Consider the following 20620-nt stretch of genomic DNA (forward strand, 5'->3'; position numbering starts at 1 on the left):
TAGCCCTATATATTAATTATTTAGTTTGGTTAATTAAGAATTGCGTTAATAAAGAAACCGGGCGACCTGTTGCTCCTTTATTGGCGCCTTGAAGCCAAGCTGTCCCAGCAATATCTAAATGTGCCCAAGTATATTTTTTCGTAAAATTAGAGAGGAATGCGCCAGCAGTAATTGCGCCGCCCCAGCGACCGCCGATATTGGCTAAATCAGCAAATGGAGATTTTAATTGCTCTTGATATTCTTCACTCAACGGTAATCGCCAAGCTTTATCAGTAGTTTGTTGTGCGGCTTGTAATAACTGTTCAGCCAAGGCATCATCAGTTGAAACTAAGCCGCTGTTATGTTGACCTAAAGCCACCACGCAAGCACCTGTTAGGGTTGCGACATCAATCACATATTGCGGTTCAAAACGTTCTACATAGGTGAGCGCATCACAAAGTACTAAACGTCCTTCCGCATCTGTATTTAATACTTCTACGGTTAAACCGTTCATCGTGGTGAGAATATCACCTGGACGATAAGCATTGCCATCAGGTAAGTTTTCACATCCTGCTAATACGCCGATGACATTTAATGGCAGATTTAATTCAGCAATGGCTTTCATCGTACCGAATACCGAAGCCGCACCGCACATATCGTATTTCATTTCATCCATATCAGCGGCAGGTTTTAAAGAAATACCGCCCGCATCAAAGGTTAAACCTTTACCCACTAACACGATTGGTTTCGCGTTTTTATCAGGCGCATTGTTGAAATGTAAAATAGACATATAAGCTGGATTTTGTGAACCGCGAGATACCGCTAAATATGCATTCATGCTAAGTTTTGTCATGTCTTCTTCATCAACCACATCGAGAGATAGTGAGGTTGATGTTTCAGCTAATTTTTTAGCTTGTTCTGCTAAATAAGCCGGTGTACAAATATTAGGTGGCATATTCGCGATATTACGCGCAGCTTTTACACCATTTGCAATGGCTTGCGCTTCTGCGATGGCTTGTTGAGCTTGTGCATCATCGGTATTAAAAATAATTTCTTGAAGTGAGATAGCATCCGCTTTTTTACTTTTAAATTCATCAAATTGATAAAGGCTATGTTCGATGGTTTCAACAGTAAAACGCACATTCCAAAAGAGATCGCGATCTTTGATTTCCACATCCGTTAAATTATTTACCACTTGTTGAATAGTTAATTCTTTTAATGTTTGGGTAACACGTTGGATGATTTGTTTAAATTGGCGTTCAGTCGTTTCCCCTCTTTTGCCACAACCTGCTACTAACACGCGTTTAGCGGCAAGATTTTGTAACGAATGAAGCAGAGTCGCTTGGCCAATTTTGCCTGAAAGATCTTGGCTTTGGGCTAACTGACTGAGGTAGCCTTTTGTGATTTGGTCGATTTCATTGAAACTTTTTGTAAATTCGTTGTTCTCATAAATGCCGATGATAAGGCAATCGGTTGATTGAGAAAGTGCGGTTGAGTTTGCTTGATATTTCATGTTATTTCCTTATGTTGCTAATTTGCTATTTAAATCAGTGAAAATAAGGTATCATACGCCATCTAAATTAGCCAGTTTCCCGTGTTTTTTAGTTAGAAAAAAAGAATGATATTAACCCGATATTTAACAAAGGAAGTCTTTAAAAGCCAGATTGCGATTTTGTTTATTTTGCTTTTAATTTTCTTCAGCCAACAACTTGTTCGCGTACTTGGTTCAGCGGCAAATGGTAAAGTGCCCGCCGATCTTGTGTTCTCTTTACTCGGTTTAGGGATGCCGACAATGGCGCAATTAATGTTGCCATTATGTTTGTTTATCGCCATTTTACTGACTTTCGGTCGTCTCTATGCAGAAAGTGAAATTACGGTAATGCGAGCCTGTGGTGTGGGCCAACGTATTCTTGTTCGCGTGGCGTTAATTCTTTCTTTACTCACAGCGGGATTGGCTGCTTACAATGCATTGTGGCTTTCTCCATGGGCCATTCAAAAGCAAGCGGCGATTGTCGAAGATGCTAAAGCGAACCCAACCATGGGGGCATTGGCTTCTGGTCAATTCATGTCCACAAGCAACAATAATTTCGTCTTATTCATTGATAAGATTAACGGTAATCAAATCAGTGATGTTTATCTTTTCCAAATGAAAGCCAAAGGCCAAACGAAACCATCAGTGGTTACGGCTGAAAAAGGTGAATTAAAAGCGTTACCAAATGGCGACCAAGTACTGAATTTACAAAATACTTTGCGTGTAGAAGGTACATCGGTACTTCCTGATTTCCGTATTACGCATTTTGATGATTACCAAGCGTATTTAGGTCATCAAGAGACAAATACAGAAAGTGATGAAGCGGCTGAATTATCTTTTGAGCAATTATTAAAAGATAACAGTGCAGCAGCAAAAGCAGAGTTGCATTGGCGCATTACCTTAATTTTAGCGGTGCCTTTAATGGCGCTTATCGCCGTACCAATGAGTAAAGTGAATCCTCGACAAGGCCGTTTTGCGAAGATCTTACCGGCACTATTGCTTTATTTAATTTACTTCTTATTACAAAGCTCATTTAAATCTGCGGGTGGTGCAGGTAAGCTTGATGCAGGTTTATTAATGCCGTTGGTAAATATCGCCTTTTTAATTTTAGGAATTGTGCTGAATAGTTGGGATAGTACCGCTATGCATAAATTCCGTCGTGTATTCAGAAAAGGGTAATAACAATGTTGATGAATACTCTTGATCGTTATATCGGTAAAAGCATTTTAGGGGCAATTTTTGCCACGCTATTTACGTTGGTTGGCCTTTCGGCAATTATCAAATTTGTAGAGCAATTCCGTAGCGTAGGGAAAGGTTCTTATGATATTTGGCAAGCGGTGGCTTATACAGGATTAACCATTCCTAAAGATGTGGAAACCTTTTTCCCAATGGCGGCCTTGTTAGGTGCATTAATCGCTTTAGGTAATTTAGCCAGCCGCAGTGAATTAGTGGTAATGCAATCTGCGGGTTTTTCTCGCTTTAAAATTGGATTAGCCGTCATGAAAACGGCACTTCCACTGGTGTTTTTTACCATGATTATTGGAGAGTGGGGGATTCCTCAAACTGAACAGTTTGCCCGTGATATGCGTACTCGTGCACTTTCTGGTGGCTCAATGCTTTCGGTAAAAAATGGTGTATGGGCAAAAGACGGTAATAATTTCGTGTATGTGCGTCGAATTAAAGATGATGCGAAATTAGAAGATATTTATATTTATACTTTTGATGACCAGCGTAATCTCACTCATTTGAAGCATGCAAATCAAGCGCAATATTCTGCTGAAAATAATCAATGGCAGTTACGCCAAGTCAATAATTCAGCAGTATCAAAAGAGCAAATTACCACGACAAACCGTTTAACAGAAGATTGGGTAACAAGCTTAACGCCAGATAAATTAGGCGCAGTTTCATTACGTCCAACGTCATTATCCATTTCAGGCTTGTATGAATATATTGCGTTCTTAAAACAAACAGGACAGGATTCTCGCCGTTTTGAATTAACCTATTGGCGTAAGATTTTACAGCCCCTTTCTGTAGGTGTAATGATGATGCTTGCGTTATCTTTCATCTTCGGTTCATTGCGTAGTGTCACTGCAGGAGCGAGAATCGTAACGGGGATTTGCTTTGGATTCTTGTTCTATGTCGTCAATGAAATTTTTGGACAAATGAGTGTGGTATTTAATGCGCCAGCTTTTTTAGGCGCATTAATGCCAAGCCTCTTGTTTATGGCGATTATTTGGTGGCTACTTGCAAGAAAACGAGATTAATTAATACAAAAAATGAAAAAGGCGAACATATAAAGTTCACCTTTTTGTTAGCTAAAAAAGTGCGGTCAAAACTGACCGCACTTTAGGAATTTAATCTTCTTTAAATTCTCTCATCATTTCTTCTGCTTTTTTCACCATTTCTGCAGAACCGACGAAAAGTGGTATACGTTGGTGAAGCGCTGTTGGTTGAATATCTAAAATTCGATTGTAACCATCAGAGGCAATACCCCCCGCTTGTTCTGCTAAGAATGCAATCGGATTGCCTTCATAAAGCAAACGAAGTTTACCATTTGGATAGTTAGTTGCACTTGGGTAAATATAGATACCGCCTTTTAATAAGTTACGATGGAAGTCAGCCACTAATGACCCGATATAGCGTGAAGCATAAGGACGGTTAGTTGCTTTATCTTCCTCTTGGCAGTATTTAATGTATTTTTTTACCCCTTGTGGGAATTTGAGATATTGTCCTTCATTGATGGAATAAATTTTGCCCTCTTTTGGCATTTGCATATTTTCATGAGAAAGACAGAATGTACCGATAGACGGATCATAAGTGAAACCATTCACACCGTGACCAGTGGTATAAACCAACATGGTAGAAGAACCATACACGATGTAACCCGCCGCGACTTGTTTATTACCTGGTTGCATAAAATCTTCTAAGGTAACAGGTGAGCCAATAGGGGATACACGACGGTAAATAGAGAAGATTGTCCCAACCGAAACGTTCACATCAATATTGGATGAGCCATCAAGTGGGTCGGTTAAAATAATATATTTGGCATTACGAGCGCGTTCAGTATCAAAAGCGATAAAGCTTTCTTCTTCCTCAGAAGCAAAACCCGCCACTTCTTCACGTGACATGAGTGCTGCGCTCATTGTGTTATGGGCAAATAAATCCAATTTCATTTGGCTTTCACCTTGCACGTTTTCGACACCAGACTGACCAAGAATATTGGTTAAACCCGCTTTGTTGATATCACGATGAATGATTTTTGCTAGTAAACGAATAGAAGACAAAATACCACTAAGTTCCCCTTTTGCATTTGGGTACTCCGCTTGGCGTTCAACAATAAATTCACTCAATGTTTTCATGTTTATTCCTTTTTTATAATTGTTAAATAAATAATAGACCCTTTTATTATATGTTATTTGGCACTTTTGATTGAGATCAAAATGTGAAGAATGAGATCTTTGTCACATTTTATTTTTGATACAAAGCCTTGACAAAACGTATATATCCTTTAAAAAAGATATAATAGATAAATAACGTCACAGTAAAGGAATACTGTTATGAAATTTACTCATTTTCCTTTCAAATCAAGTTTACTTGCTTGCAGTATTGCTTTGCTTGCTGCGTGCAATTCAATTACTTATCATCCCACTAAAACGATTGAGAAAATAGATCCACAAAAGGGATATCGTTTAGAAAATGCGATGCAGCAGGCATTACAAAAAGAAAATTTGGTGATTATGACTTTTTCAGGTGGTGGTTCTCGCGCGGCATCTTTAGGTTATGGCGTGTTAGAGCAGTTCCAAAATGTCTCAGTGCGTCCAACAGAGAAAGGTAGCACCTTATTGCAAAATATTGATATTGTGTATGGGGTGTCTGGCGGCTCAGTATTAGCAGCCTATTTTGCTTTAGAAGGACAGGACATTATCCCTAAATTTAATAATTCTTTTTTGAAAAAGAATTTCCAGAAAAAAGTCATCAATGAAGTATTTTCGGTGAGTAATGTGCCTCGGCTTACTTCTCCACAGTTTGGTCGTAGCGATTTGTTGCAGGAACAGCTCAATCTTGCTTTATATCGTGGAAAAAAATTTGCAGATCTTGAACAACGTAAAGGACCTTTTGCTGTAATTAATGCCACCGACATGGTCGCTGGACAGGAGGTCTCTTTCACTCAAGATTTCTTTGATTGGCTTTGTGTAGATTTAAATGATGTCGAAATTGCAAGAGCTGTGGCAGCATCCAGTGCTGTTCCATTAATTTTTTCACCCATTACACAAAATAATCATGGTGGTGCTTGCCAAGCCGAGAGTAAAAAAGAATTATTGACACAGATGAAAGTAGGGAATCGTTTGTGGCTAAACAATTTTGAAACCATGAAAAAACGTACGGCTTCTTATCAAAATAATGAGGAAAAACCTTATTTACATTTGGTTGACGGTGGTTTAACGGATAATTTGGGCTTGGCAAGCTTGTTGGATATGTCGAATTTACTCACTGTCAAAAAATTGTATGCAGAGCTGAAAAATTACAATTTACGCAATATTGTCGTGGTAAACGTCAATGCGCAAAGTGAGCTATCGAGCCATATTGATAAGTCTGCTGATGTGCCAGGAATCAAAGAAGTGGTGAACACGGTGATAAATGTACCGATTGATAAAACAACGGAATCTACCGTGAAATATTCACAAAAATTTGCTGATCAATGGAATGCTTACACTAAACATAAAAAAGGTGCAAAAATTAAAGCTTATTTTGTGAATTTAAGTTTGAAAGATTTGCCTGATGGGCAGTTAAAAAATGATGTGCTTAATATCGGAACATCTTTCTATTTACCCCAATCAGATGTGGACAAATTGCGTGAAGCGGCCAAGATTTTATTGGAACAATCGAAAGAATATCATAAGGCACTGAAAGCATTACAATAGCCCAATAATTAAAGTGTGGTTAAAAATTATGGGTCTTCGGAATATATAGTGGAATTACTTTCTTAATAGTTTAAAAACAACTGGTGTTTAAATCGGATTTTCTGGTGGGATGTTAGGATAATCAATAGTATTATATAAAAGTATCAATCACATACGAGTGATACTTTGGGAAAAAAATAAAATAGTCCAATTTACTTGACCGTGTACTATAGTACATGGTTTATAATATTCAGGGGGTGAAATAAGATGATTTATCGCATTAGTGAGTTTGCAGATAAATGTGGAGTTAATAAAGAAACGATCAGATATTACGAGCGAAAAAATTTATTACAAGAACCTCACCGAACGGAAGCTGGTTATCGGATATATTCATATGATGACGTTAAGCGTGTTGGGTTTATTAAACGAATACAGGAACTTGGTTTCTCTTTAAGCGAGATTTATAAATTACTTGGTGTTGTAGATAAAGATGAAGTTCGTTGTCAAGATATGTTCGAATTTGTTTCTAAAAAACAAAAGGAAGTGCAAAAACAAATAGAGGATTTAAAACGAATTGAAACTATGTTAGACGACTTAAAACAACGATGTCCAGCTGAAAAGCAATTACATTCGTGTCCAATAATAGAAACATTAACATGAGAGATTAATTAACGAAAGGAGCTTTTTTATGAATAAATTTAAGGTAAACATTTCAGGAATGACCTGTACGGGTTGTGAAAAACACGTAGAATCAGCACTTGAAAAGATAGGTGCTAAAAATATTGAGTCTAGTTATCGTCGTGGTGAAGCAGTATTTGAACTGCCCGATGATATTGAGGTTGAAAGTGCAATAAAGGCGATTGATGAAGCAAATTACCAAGCCGGAGAAATTGAAGAAATATCATCACTAGAAAACGTGGCGTTAATTAATGAAGACAATTATGACCTTCTTATTATTGGTTCTGGTGCTGCTGCCTTTTCTTCGGCAATTAAAGCTATAGAATACGGTGCAAAAGTTGGAATGATTGAGCGTGGAACGGTTGGGGGAACCTGTGTGAATATTGGCTGTGTTCCGTCAAAAACTCTTCTTAGGGCAGGGGAAATCAATCATTTATCAAAAGACAATCCGTTTATAGGTTTACAAACATCCGCTGGAGAAGTGGATTTAGCTAGTTTAATCACGCAAAAGGATAAATTGGTGAGCGAACTTCGGAATCAAAAATATATGGATTTAATTGATGAATATAATTTTGATTTAATTAAAGGTGAAGCAAAATTCGTTGATGCTAGTACGGTTGAGGTCAATGGGGCAAAGTTATCTGCAAAACGCTTTTTAATTGCAACAGGTGCATCGCCTTCGTTGCCCCAAATTTCAGGACTTGAAAAAATGGACTATTTAACTAGTACAACACTTCTTGAGTTAAAGAAAATACCAAAACGATTAACTGTAATTGGTTCAGGATACATTGGAATGGAGCTTGGACAACTATTTCATCATTTAGGTTCAGAAATAACGCTTATGCAAAGAAGTGAGCGACTTTTAAAGGAGTATGATCCTGAGATTTCAGAGTCAGTTGAAAAAGCGTTAATTGAACAGGGTATAAACCTTGTCAAAGGGGCAACTTTTGAGCGTGTTGAACAAAGTGGAGAGATAAAAAGGGTTTACGTAACAGTAAATGGCAGTAGAGAAGTCATTGAATCAGATCAGTTACTTGTTGCCACTGGAAGAAAACCAAATACGGATTCTTTAAATTTAAGTGCAGCAGGTGTTGAAACTGGAAAAAATAATGAAATCCTGATCAATGATTTTGGTCAAACAAGTAATGAAAAGATTTATGCAGCAGGAGATGTGACTTTAGGACCACAATTTGTATATGTAGCAGCCTATGAAGGTGGAATTATTACTGATAATGCTATTGGTGGATTAAACAAAAAAATAGATTTATCGGTAGTTCCTGCTGTTACGTTTACGAATCCGACGGTTGCAACGGTTGGTTTAACAGAAGAACAAGCAAAAGAGAAAGGGTATGATGTGAAGACATCTGTATTACCTTTAGATGCTGTTCCAAGAGCAATTGTAAACCGTGAAACAACCGGTGTATTTAAACTAGTAGCAGATGCAGAAACACTAAAAGTATTAGGGGTTCATATTGTATCTGAAAATGCAGGAGATGTCATCTATGCAGCATCATTAGCTGTTAAATTTGGCTTAACGATAGAAGATTTAACAGAAACCCTAGCACCATATTTAACAATGGCTGAAGGGCTAAAATTAGTTGCACTTACGTTCGATAAAGATATTTCGAAATTATCTTGTTGTGCAGGCTAAGGGAACTTTTTTACAACTCCCTATTCAAGTGAACCAGCTAATGCTTTAAGGGATTTTCTAAGTGCATTTGTGGTCACAAAAATAATTTAACACTGATGATTTCGACATCAAATCTATAATTGATACCTTAACACCGCAGAGTAATAAAGGATGAATAATATGTCAGACTTATTATCCCTACCAGACATTAAAACAATAGAACCGCCACAATAAAATGAAACCGATATGATGTTTAAAGTTGAAGCAGTCGGACCACCTGAACGTTGTCCTGAATGTGGTTTTGACAAGTTGTACAAACACAGTTCAAGAAATCAACTAATTATGGATTTGCCCATTCGTTTAAAGCGAGTGGGCTTACAATTGAACCGTAGACGATACAAGTGTCGTGAATGCGGATCTACCTTCTGGGAACGCCTAATATCTGTAGATGAAAAGCGTAGTATGACCAAAAGGCTTTTAAAGTCCATTCAAGAGCAATCCATGTCTAAGACCTTTGTAGAAGTCGCAGAAAGCGTTGGTGTTGACGAGAAAACCATTAGGAACGTTTTTAAGGACTATGTGGCACTCAAAGAACGTGAATACCAGTTTGAAACTCCTAAGTGGCTTGGGATAGACGAGATACATATTATCCGTAGACCTCGGCTTGTATTGACTAATATTGAACGCAGGACTATTTATGACATCAAGCCTAACCGTAACAAGGAAACAGTCATCCAACGTCTTTCAGAAATCAGTGACAGGACTTACATTGAGTACGTCACAATGGATATGTGGAAGCCCTACAAAGACGCAGTGAACACTATCCTTCCACACGCTAAAGTTGTCGTAGATAAGTTTCATGTAGTTAGAATGGCTAATCAAGCCTTAGATAACGTCAGAAAGTCTTTGAAAGCCCATATGAGCCAAAAAGAAAGACGTACCCTTATGCGTGAAAGGTTTATCCTTCTAAAGCGTAAACACGATCTAAATGAACGTGAATCATTCCTCTTAGATACTTGGTTAGGTAATCTTCCTGCTTTAAAAGAAGCCTATGAACTCAAAGAAGAGTTTTACTGGATATGGGATACTCCTGATCCAGATGAAGGTCATCTTCGTTATAGTCAATGGAGACACCGTTGTATGTCCAGCAACTCTAAAGACGCATATAAAGACCTCGTGAGAGCCGTAGACAACTGGCATGTTGAAATATTCAACTACTTTGATAAAAGGCTCACTAATGCTTATACGGAGTCAATTAACAGCATTATTAGGCAGGTAGAGCGAATGGGTAGAGGTTACTCGTTTGATGCCTTACGAGCCAAAATCCTTTTCAATGAGAAGCTCCATAAAAAGCGTAAGCCACGATTTAATTCAAGTGCTTTCAATAAAGCTATGTTATACGATACTTTCAATTGGTATGAAGTGAATGATCACGACATTACAGACAACTTAGGTGTCGATTTTTCCACACTTATTAAGAATTTGGAGAAGGGTGATTTATAAGCCCTTTTCCACCATAAAATCCGAATACCCAAAATTATCAGGAATATTAACCGCACTTTTCTTTTTAAATTTTATATCAATTCCATTCATATAAAATCACAATAAAATTCACATCCATCTAGACGTCTAATCTTTAATGAAGACGTTAATTTTGTTACACTCAGTCTATCTTAGAATTAATTAAATATAGGAAAGCAAAATGAGTAAACTTTTTCCCAATGCTACTATTCGTACTTCTGCGCCATATCGTTTTGATATTGTAGGCAGTTTTTTACGCACAGAGGCTTTAAAACAGGCTCGTTATCAATGTAGTTGTGGTGATATTTCTTGTGCTGATTTAACGCAAGTTGAAGATGCAGAAATTGCAAAATTGGTAGAGCATCAAAAAAATGTCGGATTGCATGCAGTGACCGACGGTGAATTTCGTCGCACGTTTTGGCATTTAGATTTCTTAGCCGCATTAGATGGTGTGAAAGAAGTGGATGCGGAGAAATTCTCAGTGCAATTTAAACACGATAATGTCCGCCCGAAAACGTTAAAAATTGTGGATAAGATCGGTTTTTCAGAGAGCCATCCTTTCGTTGAACATTACCGCTCATTGCAAAAAATGGCAGGGGAGACTGAAGTTAAATTAACGATTCCTTCTCCGTCTATGCTTCATTTAATTTGTACCGTACGTGCCACAGATTATCAGCCAATTGAATGTTATAAAGATAACAATCAGTTGTTATTAGATGATATTGCTGGTGCTTATATTGATGCGATGAATATCTTCTATAAATTAGGCTGCCGCAATTTACAGTTGGATGATACCAGTTGGGGCGAATTCTGTGCGGAAGATAAACGTAAAACCTATACTGAACGTGGTTTAGATTTAGATCAAATTGCCAAAGATTATGTGTATATGTTAAACAAAATCGTGGCTGCGAAACCAGCTGATTTAGCGATTACAATGCATATTTGTCGTGGTAACTTCCGTTCAACGTGGTTCTCGGCAGGTGGTTATGAGCCTATCGCAGAAACCTTATTTGGTCATTGTAATGTAGATGGTTTCTTCTTGGAGTATGACAGTGATCGTGCAGGCGATTTCAAACCTTTACGCTTTATTAAGAATCAACAAGTAGTGTTAGGATTAGTAACCTCAAAATCGGGTGAGTTAGAAAACCGTGATGAAATTATTGCTCGTATTAAAGAAGCGGCACAATATGTGGATATCAATCAACTTTGCTTAAGTCCACAATGTGGTTTTGCTTCAACAGAAGAAGGTAATATCCTGACTGAAGAGCAACAATGGAAGAAACTCGAATTTATCCGTAGTATCGCGGAAGAAGTTTGGGGTAAATAATTTCAATTGGAATGTAAAAGGGATAACGGTGAAAGCGGTTATCTCTTTTTTTATGAAAGTGCGGTTAAAAATGACCGGACTTTTAGACAATAAAAAAGGAAGTCCGTAGACTTCCTTTTATGTTATTTAAACTTAATTATTTTTGACGCATAGCAGGGAATAGGATCACATCACGGATAGATGGTGCGTTAGCATAAAGCATTGCTAAGCGGTCGATACCTAAACCTTCACCTGCTGTTGGTGGTAAACCGTGTTCAAGTGCAACAACAAAGTCATCATCTTTAAACATCGCTTCATCATCACCTGCTTCTTTCGCTGCAACTTGTGCATCAAAACGTTCGTTTTGGTCTTCAGCATCGTTCAATTCTGAGAAACCGTTACCAATTTCACGACCACCGATGAATAATTCAAAACGGTCTGTTACTTCAGGGTTTTCATCGTTACGACGTGCAAGCGGAGAAATCTCTGCAGGGTGTGCCATTAAGAAGGTTGGTTGAATTAAGTGATGTTCAGCCACTTCTTCAAAGATCGCATTCACGATAGAGCCTAAGCCCCAAGATTTTTGTACTTCGATACCTAAGCGTTCAGCGGTTGCTTTTGCACGATCGAAATCATAAAGATCTTCTTTTACGATACCTTTATCTGCACCGTATTTAATAGTTGCATCGTGTAATGTAATACGTTCAAATGGTTTGCCGAAGTCAAATTCTAAATCACCGTATTTCACAATGGTGGTACCAAGAATATCAATTGCTAATTTACGCAATAATTCTTCGGTATTATCCATTAAATCGTGATAATCCGCATAAGCTTGGTAGTATTCAAGCATGGTGAATTCTGGGTTATGACGAACAGAAACCCCTTCATTACGGAAGTTACGGTTTAATTCAAATACACGTTCAAACCCACCAACCACTAAACGTTTTAAGTAAAGTTCTGGCGCAATACGAAGATACATATCAACGTCTAATGCATTGTGGTGCGTGATAAATGGACGAGCAGACGCACCGCCTGGAATCACTTGTAGCATTGGAGTTTCAACTTCCATGAAGCCTTTAGAAATAAAGAATTCACGAATACCCGCCACCACTTTGGAACGAATCACAAAAGTACGACGAGATTCTTCGTTAGAAATTAAATCTAAGTAACGTTGACGATAACGGGCTTCCATGTCGGTTAAACCATGGAATTTGTTTGGTAACGGACGAAGTGCTTTGGTTAAAAGTTGAACTTCCGTTGTTTTGATGGTTAATTCATTGGTTTTGGTTTTGAAAAGTGTACCTTTCACCCCAATGATATCGCCTAAATCCCAGTTACCGACATCTTCAGCATAAACGCCTTCAGGAAGGTTATCACGAGCAACATATAATTGGATTTTGCCACTCATATCTTGCAAGGTAATAAAGGTGGCTTTACCCATTGCACGGCGGGTCATAATACGACCTGCAACGGCAACTTCAATCGCTTTTTCTTTTAATACTTCACCATCTTCGGCTTCGTACTTATCATGTAAATCTTGAGCAAGGGCGTCACGACGGAATTGATTCGGGAACGCATTACCTTTTTTGCGTAATGCGGCTAATTTTTCACGGCGAACGAGCATTTCGCCATTGAGATCTAATTCTTTCACTTCTTGTTCTGACATATCCTTTACCTCGCTAGTTTGTAATTAGAATGTGATTTATTGAAAATAAACAGGTTTCTTCTATTCTACCCATAGCATGGTTTTTTGTTAAGCCTTTTTTAATGAAGTCATCTGTTTTATAGGGAAAGTGTTAGCGATAAAGGTAGGAAAGCGAAATTGTGCTATTTTTTTAACCAAAACGTTTATCACCATGTCTTGATATTCATGCAAACAAAAGAGCGGTCAATTTTCCAAAGGTTTTAAACTCAGAAAACACTGACCGCTCTTTGCGTAGAATGATTAATTAAAGATCGAAATCACCGAAATCATTGGTATCGACTTTAGAGTCAATTTGACCAACAAGGTAAGAACTCACTTCAACTTCTTGTGGCGCTACTTGTACGTTATCAGAAACAAGCCATGCGTTAATCCATGGAATCGGGTTAGAACGTGCACCAAATGGTAATGGAAGCCCAACGGCTTGCATACGGATATTCGTGATATATTCCACGTATTGCACTAAAATATCTTTGTTCAAACCAATCATTGACCCATCTTTGAACAAGTAATCCGCCCATTCTTTTTCTTGTTCCGCTGCCGCTAAGAATAAATCATAGGCTTCTTGTTTACATTCTTCTGCAATTTCAGCCATTTCAGGATCGTCTTGACCTGCAGCCATAATGTTTAAAATGTGCTGTGTACCCGTTAAGTGTAAGGCTTCATCACGTGCGATAAATTTAATAATTTTCGCATTGCCTTCCATTAATTGACGTTCCGCAAAGGCAAAGGAGCACGCGAAAGACACATAGAAACGAATGGCTTCAAGCGCATTGACGCTCATTAAGCAAAGGTAAAGTTGTTTTTTCAAATTACGCAATGTGACGACGCATTCTTTGCCATCCACGGTGTAAGTGCCTTCGCCGTACAGGCTGTAAAGTTGGCTGTCGCGGATTAAATCGTCATAGTAAGAAGAAATATCGCGTGCGCGTTTGATGATTTCTTCGTTCGTCACGATGTCGTCAAACACAATAGACGGATCGTTCACAATGTTACGAATAATGTGGGTGTAAGAACGAGAGTGGATGGTTTCGGAGAACGTCCATGTCTCGATCCAGGTTTCTAATTCCGGAATCGACACTAACGGCAACAACGCCACGTTCGGGCTACGACCTTGAATAGAATCTAATAAAGTTTGATATTTTAAGTTACTGATGAAAATATGTTTTTCATGCTCAGGTAACGCGGCATAGTCGATACGGTCTTGTGACACATCCACTTCTTCCGGACGCCAGAAGAAAGAAAGTTGTTTTTCAATGAGCTTTTCAAACGTCTCATATTTTTGTTGATCGTAACGCGCAACGTTAACGTTTTGACCAAAGAACATCGGCTCTTTTAATTGGTCGTTTTTAGTTTGTGAGAAAGTAGTATATGCCATGTTATATCCTTACTTATAGCGGGCTTTTACCCACTTAATGATTGATTGCCTAAAATATCAAAAGGCGGACTTGTAAACAAGCCCACCTAAATGATTAAATCTTACAAGCACCGCCTGCACAGCCGTCATCTAAATCTTCTTGGCTGTCTTCCGCACCATCACGGGTGTTTTGATAGTAGAGGGTTTTTAAGCCGTATTTGTAAGCGGTTAAAAGATCTTTTAACAATACTTTCATCGGTACTTTACCGTCTTCAAAACGTTTTGGATCGTAATTAGTATTTGCAGAGATCGCTTGGTCTACGAATTTTTGCATGATGCCCACTAAGTGTAAGTAACCATCATTGCTTGGAATATCCCAAAGTAACTCGTAGTTATCACTTAAGTTTTCATAATCCGGTACAACTTGTCTTAAGATACCATCTTTTGATGCTTTAATACTTACATGACCACGTGGAGGCTCGATACCATTTGTTGCGTTAGAAATCTGTGAAGAGGTTTCTGACGGCATTAATGCGGTTAAGGTCGAGTTACGTAAACCGAATTCTTTGATTTCGTGACGTAACGTCTCCCAATCATAATGCAATGGTTCTTGCGTTAAGCTATCGATATCTTTCTTATAGGTATCGATTGGTAAAATACCTTTCGCGTAATTGGTTTCATTGAAGTATTCGCATGCACCTAATTCTTTCGCTAAGTTCATGGAGGCTTTCAATAGATAGTATTGAATTGCTTCAAATGTGCGGTGAGTTAAATCGTTCGCTGAGCCATCAGAATAACGCACGCCATTTTTCGCTAAATAATACGCATAGTTAATTACACCGATACCCAGTGAACGACGACCTAATGAAGAGCGTTTCGCCGCTGGAACAGGGTAGTCTTGGTAATCCAGTAATGCATCTAATGCACGTACTGCAAGATCCGCTAAGTTATCTAACTCGTCTAAATCATCTAATTTACCCAAGTTGAACGCTGAAAGTGTACAAAGGGCAATCTCACCATTTTCATCATGGAAATGTTGTAATGGTTTAGTTGGCAATGCAATTTCTAAACATAAGTTAGATTGACGCACTGGTGCAACAAGTGGATCAAACGGTGAGTGAGTATTACAGTGATCCACGTTTTGGATATAAATACGACCGGTTGATGCACGTTCTTGCATTAATAAAGAGAATAACTCAACGGCTTTTACAGAGCGTTTGCGGATATTTGGATCCTGTTCGTATTTCACATAAAGTTCTTCAAATTTATCTTGATCAGCAAAGAAGGCTTCATAAAGTCCAGGTACATCTGAAGGGCTAAACAAAGTAATATCCGCGCCTTTGATTAAGCGTTGATACATTAATTTGTTTAATTGTACGCCGTAGTCCATATGACGCACACGGTTATCTTCCACACCACGGTTATTTTTCAATACTAATAAGCTTTCAACTTCTAAATGCCAAATCGGGTAGTAAACTGTCGCCGCGCCGCCACGTACGCCACCTTGTGAACAAGATTTGACGGCACTTTGGAAGTGTTTATAGAATGGAATACAGCCAGTGTGGAAGGCTTCACCGCCACGAATTGGGCTACCTAATGCACGAATTGCACCCGCATTTACCCCGATACCCGCACGTTGTGAAACGTATTTCACGATTGCTGCAGAGGTAGCGTTGATAGAGTCTAAGCTATCACCACATTCAATCAATACGCAAGAGCTGAATTGACGCGTAGGCGTACGAACCCCCGCCATAATAGGCGTTGGTAAAGAAATCTTAAAGGTTGAGGTTGCATCGTAGAAACGACGAATGTAATCCAAACGGGTTTCTTGTGGATATTTTGAGAATAAGCTCGCTGCCACTAATAAATACAGGAATTGTGCAGATTCATAGATTTCACCGGTTACACGGTTTTGAACTAAGTATTTTCCTTCTAATTGTTTTACTGCGGCATAAGAAAAGGTCATATCACGCCAGTGATCAATAAACCCATCCATTTCATCCCATTCTTCACGAGTATAGTCGGCTAAAAGGGCAGGATCATATTTGCCCATGCGCACTAATTTTTTCACATGATCGTATAAACGAGGCGGATCAAAATGGCCATACGCTTTTTTGCGTAAATGGAAAACGGCAAGGCGTGCAGCAAGATATTGATAATCAGGGGTATCTTTGCTGATTAGGTCTGCTGCTGCTTTAATAATCGTTTCATGAATATCGGAGGTGCGAATACCTTCATAGAATTGAATATGAGAACGCAATTCAACTTGAGAAACGGAGACGTTTTCCAAGCCTTCAGCCGCCCAAGTAATCACACGGTGAATTTTGTCTAAATTGATTTGTTCAAGCGTACCATCGCGCTTCGTAACCATTAATCCTTTGTTCATGGGAGATAAACCTACTAGAGAAATGAATTGAATAAAACACAAGATATAGTGTTATGGAAAATGACGCTGCACAAGATAGAGTGTTTTAAAATTGAATTCAAGCAGTAAATTTTTTACTTAGATTATTGACAAAAGATAAGTCATTTAAAATAAATAACTTATCTTTAAAGTGATGTTTTTTTAGGCGGGATCTTTTTTGTAAATTTTTGTAAAGAAAAAAGTGCGGTCAAAAACGAGATGATTTTTGACCGCACTTCAACGTTCGAAAATTTAATTAATTCAAGTATTTAAATACTTTGACGACTTTTTGAACACCAGATACTTTACTTGCAATTTCTGCCGCTGAGTCACCTTGTGATTGAGTGACGTTTCCGAGTAAGAATACTTCACCATTTTCGGTGATCACTTTCACATCTGTTGCTTTTACATTATCGCCTACGAAAAGTTTAGATTTAATTTGCGTCGTAATCCAACTGTCTTTTGTAATTTGTCCAAAAGTAATTTTTGGTCCAACACGTAATTCATTGTATACGTCGTTTACACCTTCTACACCTTTTGCAAGACTGGTAGCTGTTTCTTTTACACTTCCATTAGGAACTTGGCCAATTAACAATACGCGACCACTGTAAGAAACAGCATTAACACGACCTTCTGATTTAATTTGCGCATCTTTATCTAATGCGTGCCCAACTTTTAATTCTAGGGTTTCATCATCTATCTGAGTACCCATTGTTCGAGGATCTGTCGCGACTTTTGCGCCCGCAGCAGTACCACCAACAACTGCAGCAGCACAGCCTTGTAATATAATTGATGTGCCAAGTATGAAGGCTAATTTTTTAAATTGGGTTAGTTTCATATTAATAATCTCCTTATTTATTAAAATGAGTTGAGTCAACTAATTTGTCAATTAGTCTAAGAGACACTCTAGTTAGAAAATCTTTTAATGTCAAGCTCTTGGGAAAAGTGTGCTATCAACAAGCTCACAAAGTGCATTAATCACAAATAAATGATTTTCTAAAATACGTGTTTCTTTAGTGGCAGGAATGGAGATTTCTAAATCTGTTTCAGCCAATACACCTTGAATAGCATCGTTATTTGAACCCGTTAAAGCAATCACTTGAATTTCTTTATTGACTGCATTAGAAATCGTATTTAGCACGGCTTTTTCTGTTCCTAAAGGGGCAAAAGCGATCAATAAGTCACCGGGCTTCGCGATAGCGTTGAATTGATGTTGATAAAGCTGCTCGATAGGTTGATCAAAAACCAGTGAAGAACCGACCGCACTTTCAAGGCTAAGGTGTACGGATGGTAGGCTAGGACGCTCAAAATCGTAACGATTAAGCAAATTTGACACTAAGAATTGAGCATTCGCGTAAGAGCGAGCGACGCCACAGGCAATCACTTTATGACCACTTAACAAACATTGCATGACCATTTGTGTGGCACTTGCAATATTTTCTGATAATAGGCTCGAAGCAGAGATTTGAATCTGAATACTTTCGCTATAAATATCTTTAACTTTTTGTAACATAATCGGAAAAGGTTAATCGAGAAAATTAGGAATCCATTGGATATCACTGGCAGTTTTTCCAAAGGCGATAAGATCAAAACGACAATCTGCATCTTCGAGACTTAGGTCGCGTTGGGCAAGCCATAAATTTGCAGCATTCAGCCATTTTTGTTGCTTTTGCCAATCCACACTTTCAACAGCGGATCCAAATGCTGAACTAGATCGTTGACGTACTTCAACAAAAACAATGGTTTGCCCGTCTTGCATAACGAGATCTAATTCACCGCATTTGAAATGTTGATTCGCCACGATGAATTTGAGACCTTTAGACTCTAAGAAAAGGCGGGCTTGATGTTCAAAGCCCGCCCCTTGTTGACGTTTTAATGAAAACATGGATTAGTTCGCAACCGCTACCACATTACCATCTTGTACTTGATACCATGTCATATCGCGATCCACATCACAGTTTGAATCAGCACTAAGCTGACCGGTTAAACCGCTTAAGGTATAACCTGGCACTTGGCGTAATTCATTAAAGTGATTGATGAGCAACCATGCATCAGAACCCATTGCATATAAACGCATTAATTGGAATTCACCACCGGTTGAGCCAGCCACTTTTTGATATTGTGAAGAATCGCTTTGTTTAAAGAATGGAATATCACTAAATTGAACGCCATTCATTTTCGCATAGTATTCTGGTGTATTGCTTGCTGCGTTAGAACGAGAGCTTGCATAAATACGGACATTCGGATTGCTGGTATCTAAATAACCTTTAATTTCAGCCAATTCATCTGGTGAAGAGATGACATAAAGTGCACTTGTATCTTGCGGCGCACCTTGGAAGAAGTAGGTAATGTCAGCCGGTAAGTTATAGTAGCGAATATTCGCATCTGTACCCGCTAAACGTTGCCAACGCACGTTGAATGCGTTTCCTACACGTTGTCCTAAATCATTTTGCGGCATGGCAACAATTGGATTGCGAATACCATCTTTCCACATTTTGTTTGCAGCGGACTCAGCTTCATCTTCTGGAGATAAACCGTAATAACAGACTTGGTTAATTGCTTGAGTATTTGCTGTTGCATTTAATGTGAGCACATCCATGCCTTGTACTGCGCTTGGATTCGCAATGATGGCATCGACGTTTTGTTTAAGTAGTGGACCCACTAATGCTTTAATACCCGATGCTTTTGCCTGCGTAATAATGTCATTAATCGGGGTAGTTGATGAGTCAAACACTTGTACTGGAATAGTTGAGTCACCTTTTGCATCGTTAAAACCTGATTGGATAGTTGTACCTAAAATTTGGCCATCGCCGCTTAAAGGTAAGACTAAACCAATTTGAGCTAAATTCGTTTGTTGGAAATTCAACAAGCTTTCTAGCTCTTTAGGGAAAAAGGTTGCCGCAACGTGGTTTGGATAAGCTGATTTCCAGCTTTGTAACGCTTGGCTTAGTTGTACTGGCTGACGGATGTTGTCATTATAAGCTTTAATTAAGGTGAGCCAACCGCCTAATGCCACGCTACCTTCATCTGAGGCATTATTGATGACAGCGGCATTCGCAGAACGGAGTAATGACCAAGTTTTATCAACATTATCTTTACGACGTTGCATGTCTGTTAAATTTTCATCCATTTTGATGCGTGCTTTTACCGCTTCAATCACGTCTTTACGATTTTCTGCTGTTTGAGCAAAGGTTTCGTAATAACGAGATTTTTGTGATGGACTTAATTTAGTCAGATCGAGTGCACGTAATTTACCTTCAGCAACATCATTATTACCTTTTGCTGCGGCGATGCGCGCTTCAATTAACGTACGATCTAATTGTTGTGCTTCGTTTAAGTCAACTAACTCCGTTAATAACTCTTCCGCTTGGGGTACTTTATTTTCAGAAATTAATACACGAGCGGCTAAGAGTTTGTATGTTTGTTGATCTTCTTTATCCTGTGTTTGCCCTAATTTGTTCATATAAAATTCAGAACTCGCATTGGCATCACGTTGTAATGTTTGGGTAAAGCTGCTACCGAATAAGTTAGAACAACCTGCTAATGCAACAGACAATAAAATCGGCATTAAACGTTTTTTAAAACGACCGCCTTGTAATAGAATAGACATA

General features: G+C 38.5%; 16 protein-coding genes. 7 read left to right on the plus strand and 9 right to left on the minus strand.

What is annotated here, in order from left to right:
- Positions 1-16: 16 nt before the first annotated feature.
- Positions 17-1492 carry a leucyl aminopeptidase gene (locus INP95_RS06515; protein ID WP_197560368.1) on the minus strand — a complete coding sequence of 492 codons (1476 nt, stop codon included), beginning with the start codon at positions 1490-1492 and terminating at the stop codon, positions 17-19.
- A gap of 105 nt (positions 1493-1597) precedes the next feature.
- On the opposite strand from INP95_RS06515, the gene lptF reads away from it, so the two are divergent.
- Positions 1598-2689: an LPS export ABC transporter permease LptF gene (gene lptF / locus INP95_RS06520; protein WP_197560369.1), complete on the plus strand. Its 1092-nt coding sequence runs from the start codon at positions 1598-1600 to the stop codon at positions 2687-2689.
- Between the two features lie 11 nt (positions 2690-2700).
- Positions 2701-3774, plus strand: coding sequence for an LPS export ABC transporter permease LptG (gene lptG, locus INP95_RS06525; protein WP_197561035.1), 1074 nt, complete (start codon positions 2701-2703; stop codon positions 3772-3774).
- Positions 3775-3864: 90 nt separating this feature from the next.
- On the opposite strand, the gene fbp is transcribed toward lptG, so the two are convergent.
- The gene (gene fbp / locus INP95_RS06530) at positions 3865-4869 is read right to left on the minus strand and encodes a class 1 fructose-bisphosphatase (protein WP_049367726.1); all 1005 of its coding nucleotides are present in this window, start codon (positions 4867-4869) and stop codon (positions 3865-3867) included.
- Between the two features lie 198 nt (positions 4870-5067).
- Here fbp and INP95_RS06535 point away from each other — a divergent pair, with 198 nt between their 5' ends.
- The 5 genes from INP95_RS06535 (at position 5068) to INP95_RS06555 (ending at position 11567) form a co-directional block, all read left to right on the plus strand.
- On the plus strand, positions 5068-6432 hold the full coding sequence (locus tag INP95_RS06535; RefSeq protein WP_049368856.1) for a patatin-like phospholipase family protein: 1365 nt from the start codon (positions 5068-5070) through the stop codon (positions 6430-6432).
- Between the two features lie 246 nt (positions 6433-6678).
- The gene (gene merR / locus INP95_RS06540) at positions 6679-7071 is read left to right on the plus strand and encodes a mercury resistance transcriptional regulator MerR (protein ID WP_007526597.1); all 393 of its coding nucleotides are present in this window, start codon (positions 6679-6681) and stop codon (positions 7069-7071) included.
- A gap of 28 nt (positions 7072-7099) precedes the next feature.
- Complete coding sequence (gene merA, locus INP95_RS06545; protein ID WP_197560370.1) at positions 7100-8740, plus strand: mercury(II) reductase; 1641 nt, start codon at positions 7100-7102, stop codon at positions 8738-8740.
- Between the two features lie 225 nt (positions 8741-8965).
- A complete protein-coding gene (locus tag INP95_RS06550; protein WP_232088510.1) occupies positions 8966-10222 on the plus strand; it encodes an ISL3 family transposase in 1257 nt (418 codons plus the stop codon).
- A 199-nt stretch (positions 10223-10421) separates the two neighbouring features.
- Complete coding sequence (locus INP95_RS06555) at positions 10422-11567, plus strand: 5-methyltetrahydropteroyltriglutamate--homocysteine S-methyltransferase (protein ID WP_197560371.1); 1146 nt, start codon at positions 10422-10424, stop codon at positions 11565-11567.
- Positions 11568-11703: 136 nt separating this feature from the next.
- On the opposite strand, the gene lysS is transcribed toward INP95_RS06555, so the two are convergent.
- The 7 genes from lysS to INP95_RS06590 all read right to left on the minus strand — a co-directional run bounded on the left by lysS (position 11704) and on the right by INP95_RS06590 (position 20619).
- Positions 11704-13212 carry a lysine--tRNA ligase gene (gene lysS / locus INP95_RS06560; RefSeq protein WP_049370475.1) on the minus strand — a complete coding sequence of 503 codons (1509 nt, stop codon included), beginning with the start codon at positions 13210-13212 and terminating at the stop codon, positions 11704-11706.
- Between the two features lie 283 nt (positions 13213-13495).
- The gene (nrdB, locus tag INP95_RS06565) at positions 13496-14626 is read right to left on the minus strand and encodes a class Ia ribonucleoside-diphosphate reductase subunit beta (protein WP_014065539.1); all 1131 of its coding nucleotides are present in this window, start codon (positions 14624-14626) and stop codon (positions 13496-13498) included.
- Between the two features lie 94 nt (positions 14627-14720).
- Positions 14721-16991: a class 1a ribonucleoside-diphosphate reductase subunit alpha gene (gene nrdA, locus INP95_RS06570; RefSeq protein ID WP_197560372.1), complete on the minus strand. Its 2271-nt coding sequence runs from the start codon at positions 16989-16991 to the stop codon at positions 14721-14723.
- A 274-nt stretch (positions 16992-17265) separates the two neighbouring features.
- On the minus strand, positions 17266-17847 hold the full coding sequence (gene dolP, locus INP95_RS06575; protein WP_197560373.1) for a division/outer membrane stress-associated lipid-binding lipoprotein: 582 nt from the start codon (positions 17845-17847) through the stop codon (positions 17266-17268).
- Between the two features lie 90 nt (positions 17848-17937).
- Positions 17938-18522 carry a D-sedoheptulose-7-phosphate isomerase gene (locus INP95_RS06580; RefSeq protein WP_197560374.1) on the minus strand — a complete coding sequence of 195 codons (585 nt, stop codon included), beginning with the start codon at positions 18520-18522 and terminating at the stop codon, positions 17938-17940.
- Positions 18523-18534: 12 nt separating this feature from the next.
- Entirely contained in the window at positions 18535-18894 is a 360-nt protein-coding gene (locus INP95_RS06585) for a YraN family protein (RefSeq protein WP_197560375.1), read from the minus strand.
- Positions 18895-18897: 3 nt separating this feature from the next.
- A complete protein-coding gene (locus tag INP95_RS06590; protein WP_197560376.1) occupies positions 18898-20619 on the minus strand; it encodes a penicillin-binding protein activator in 1722 nt (573 codons plus the stop codon).
- Position 20620: the final 1 nt, after the last annotated feature.

The organism is Haemophilus parainfluenzae (assembly GCF_014931375.1).
GTDB lineage: Bacteria > Pseudomonadota > Gammaproteobacteria > Enterobacterales > Pasteurellaceae > Haemophilus_D.

What these genes read in the sequence shown, in the direction of transcription:
- INP95_RS06515 (WP_197560368.1), bottom strand. Translation starts at nt 1,492, where the DNA reads ATGAAATATCAAGCAAACTCAACCGCACTTTCTCAATCAACCGATTGC.
- lptF (WP_197560369.1), top strand. Translation starts at nt 1,598, where the DNA reads ATGATATTAACCCGATATTTAACAAAGGAAGTCTTTAAAAGCCAGATT.
- lptG (WP_197561035.1), top strand. Translation starts at nt 2,701, where the DNA reads ATGAATACTCTTGATCGTTATATCGGTAAAAGCATTTTAGGGGCAATT.
- fbp (WP_049367726.1), bottom strand. Translation starts at nt 4,869, where the DNA reads ATGAAAACATTGAGTGAATTTATTGTTGAACGCCAAGCGGAGTACCCA.
- INP95_RS06535 (WP_049368856.1), top strand. Translation starts at nt 5,068, where the DNA reads ATGAAATTTACTCATTTTCCTTTCAAATCAAGTTTACTTGCTTGCAGT.
- merR (WP_007526597.1), top strand. Translation starts at nt 6,679, where the DNA reads ATGATTTATCGCATTAGTGAGTTTGCAGATAAATGTGGAGTTAATAAA.
- merA (WP_197560370.1), top strand. Translation starts at nt 7,100, where the DNA reads ATGAATAAATTTAAGGTAAACATTTCAGGAATGACCTGTACGGGTTGT.
- INP95_RS06550 (WP_232088510.1), top strand. Translation starts at nt 8,966, where the DNA reads ATGATGTTTAAAGTTGAAGCAGTCGGACCACCTGAACGTTGTCCTGAA.
- INP95_RS06555 (WP_197560371.1), top strand. Translation starts at nt 10,422, where the DNA reads ATGAGTAAACTTTTTCCCAATGCTACTATTCGTACTTCTGCGCCATAT.
- lysS (WP_049370475.1), bottom strand. Translation starts at nt 13,212, where the DNA reads ATGTCAGAACAAGAAGTGAAAGAATTAGATCTCAATGGCGAAATGCTC.
- nrdB (WP_014065539.1), bottom strand. Translation starts at nt 14,626, where the DNA reads ATGGCATATACTACTTTCTCACAAACTAAAAACGACCAATTAAAAGAG.
- nrdA (WP_197560372.1), bottom strand. Translation starts at nt 16,991, where the DNA reads ATGAACAAAGGATTAATGGTTACGAAGCGCGATGGTACGCTTGAACAA.
- dolP (WP_197560373.1), bottom strand. Translation starts at nt 17,847, where the DNA reads ATGAAACTAACCCAATTTAAAAAATTAGCCTTCATACTTGGCACATCA.
- INP95_RS06580 (WP_197560374.1), bottom strand. Translation starts at nt 18,522, where the DNA reads ATGTTACAAAAAGTTAAAGATATTTATAGCGAAAGTATTCAGATTCAA.
- INP95_RS06585 (WP_197560375.1), bottom strand. Translation starts at nt 18,894, where the DNA reads ATGTTTTCATTAAAACGTCAACAAGGGGCGGGCTTTGAACATCAAGCC.
- INP95_RS06590 (WP_197560376.1), bottom strand. Translation starts at nt 20,619, where the DNA reads ATGTCTATTCTATTACAAGGCGGTCGTTTTAAAAAACGTTTAATGCCG.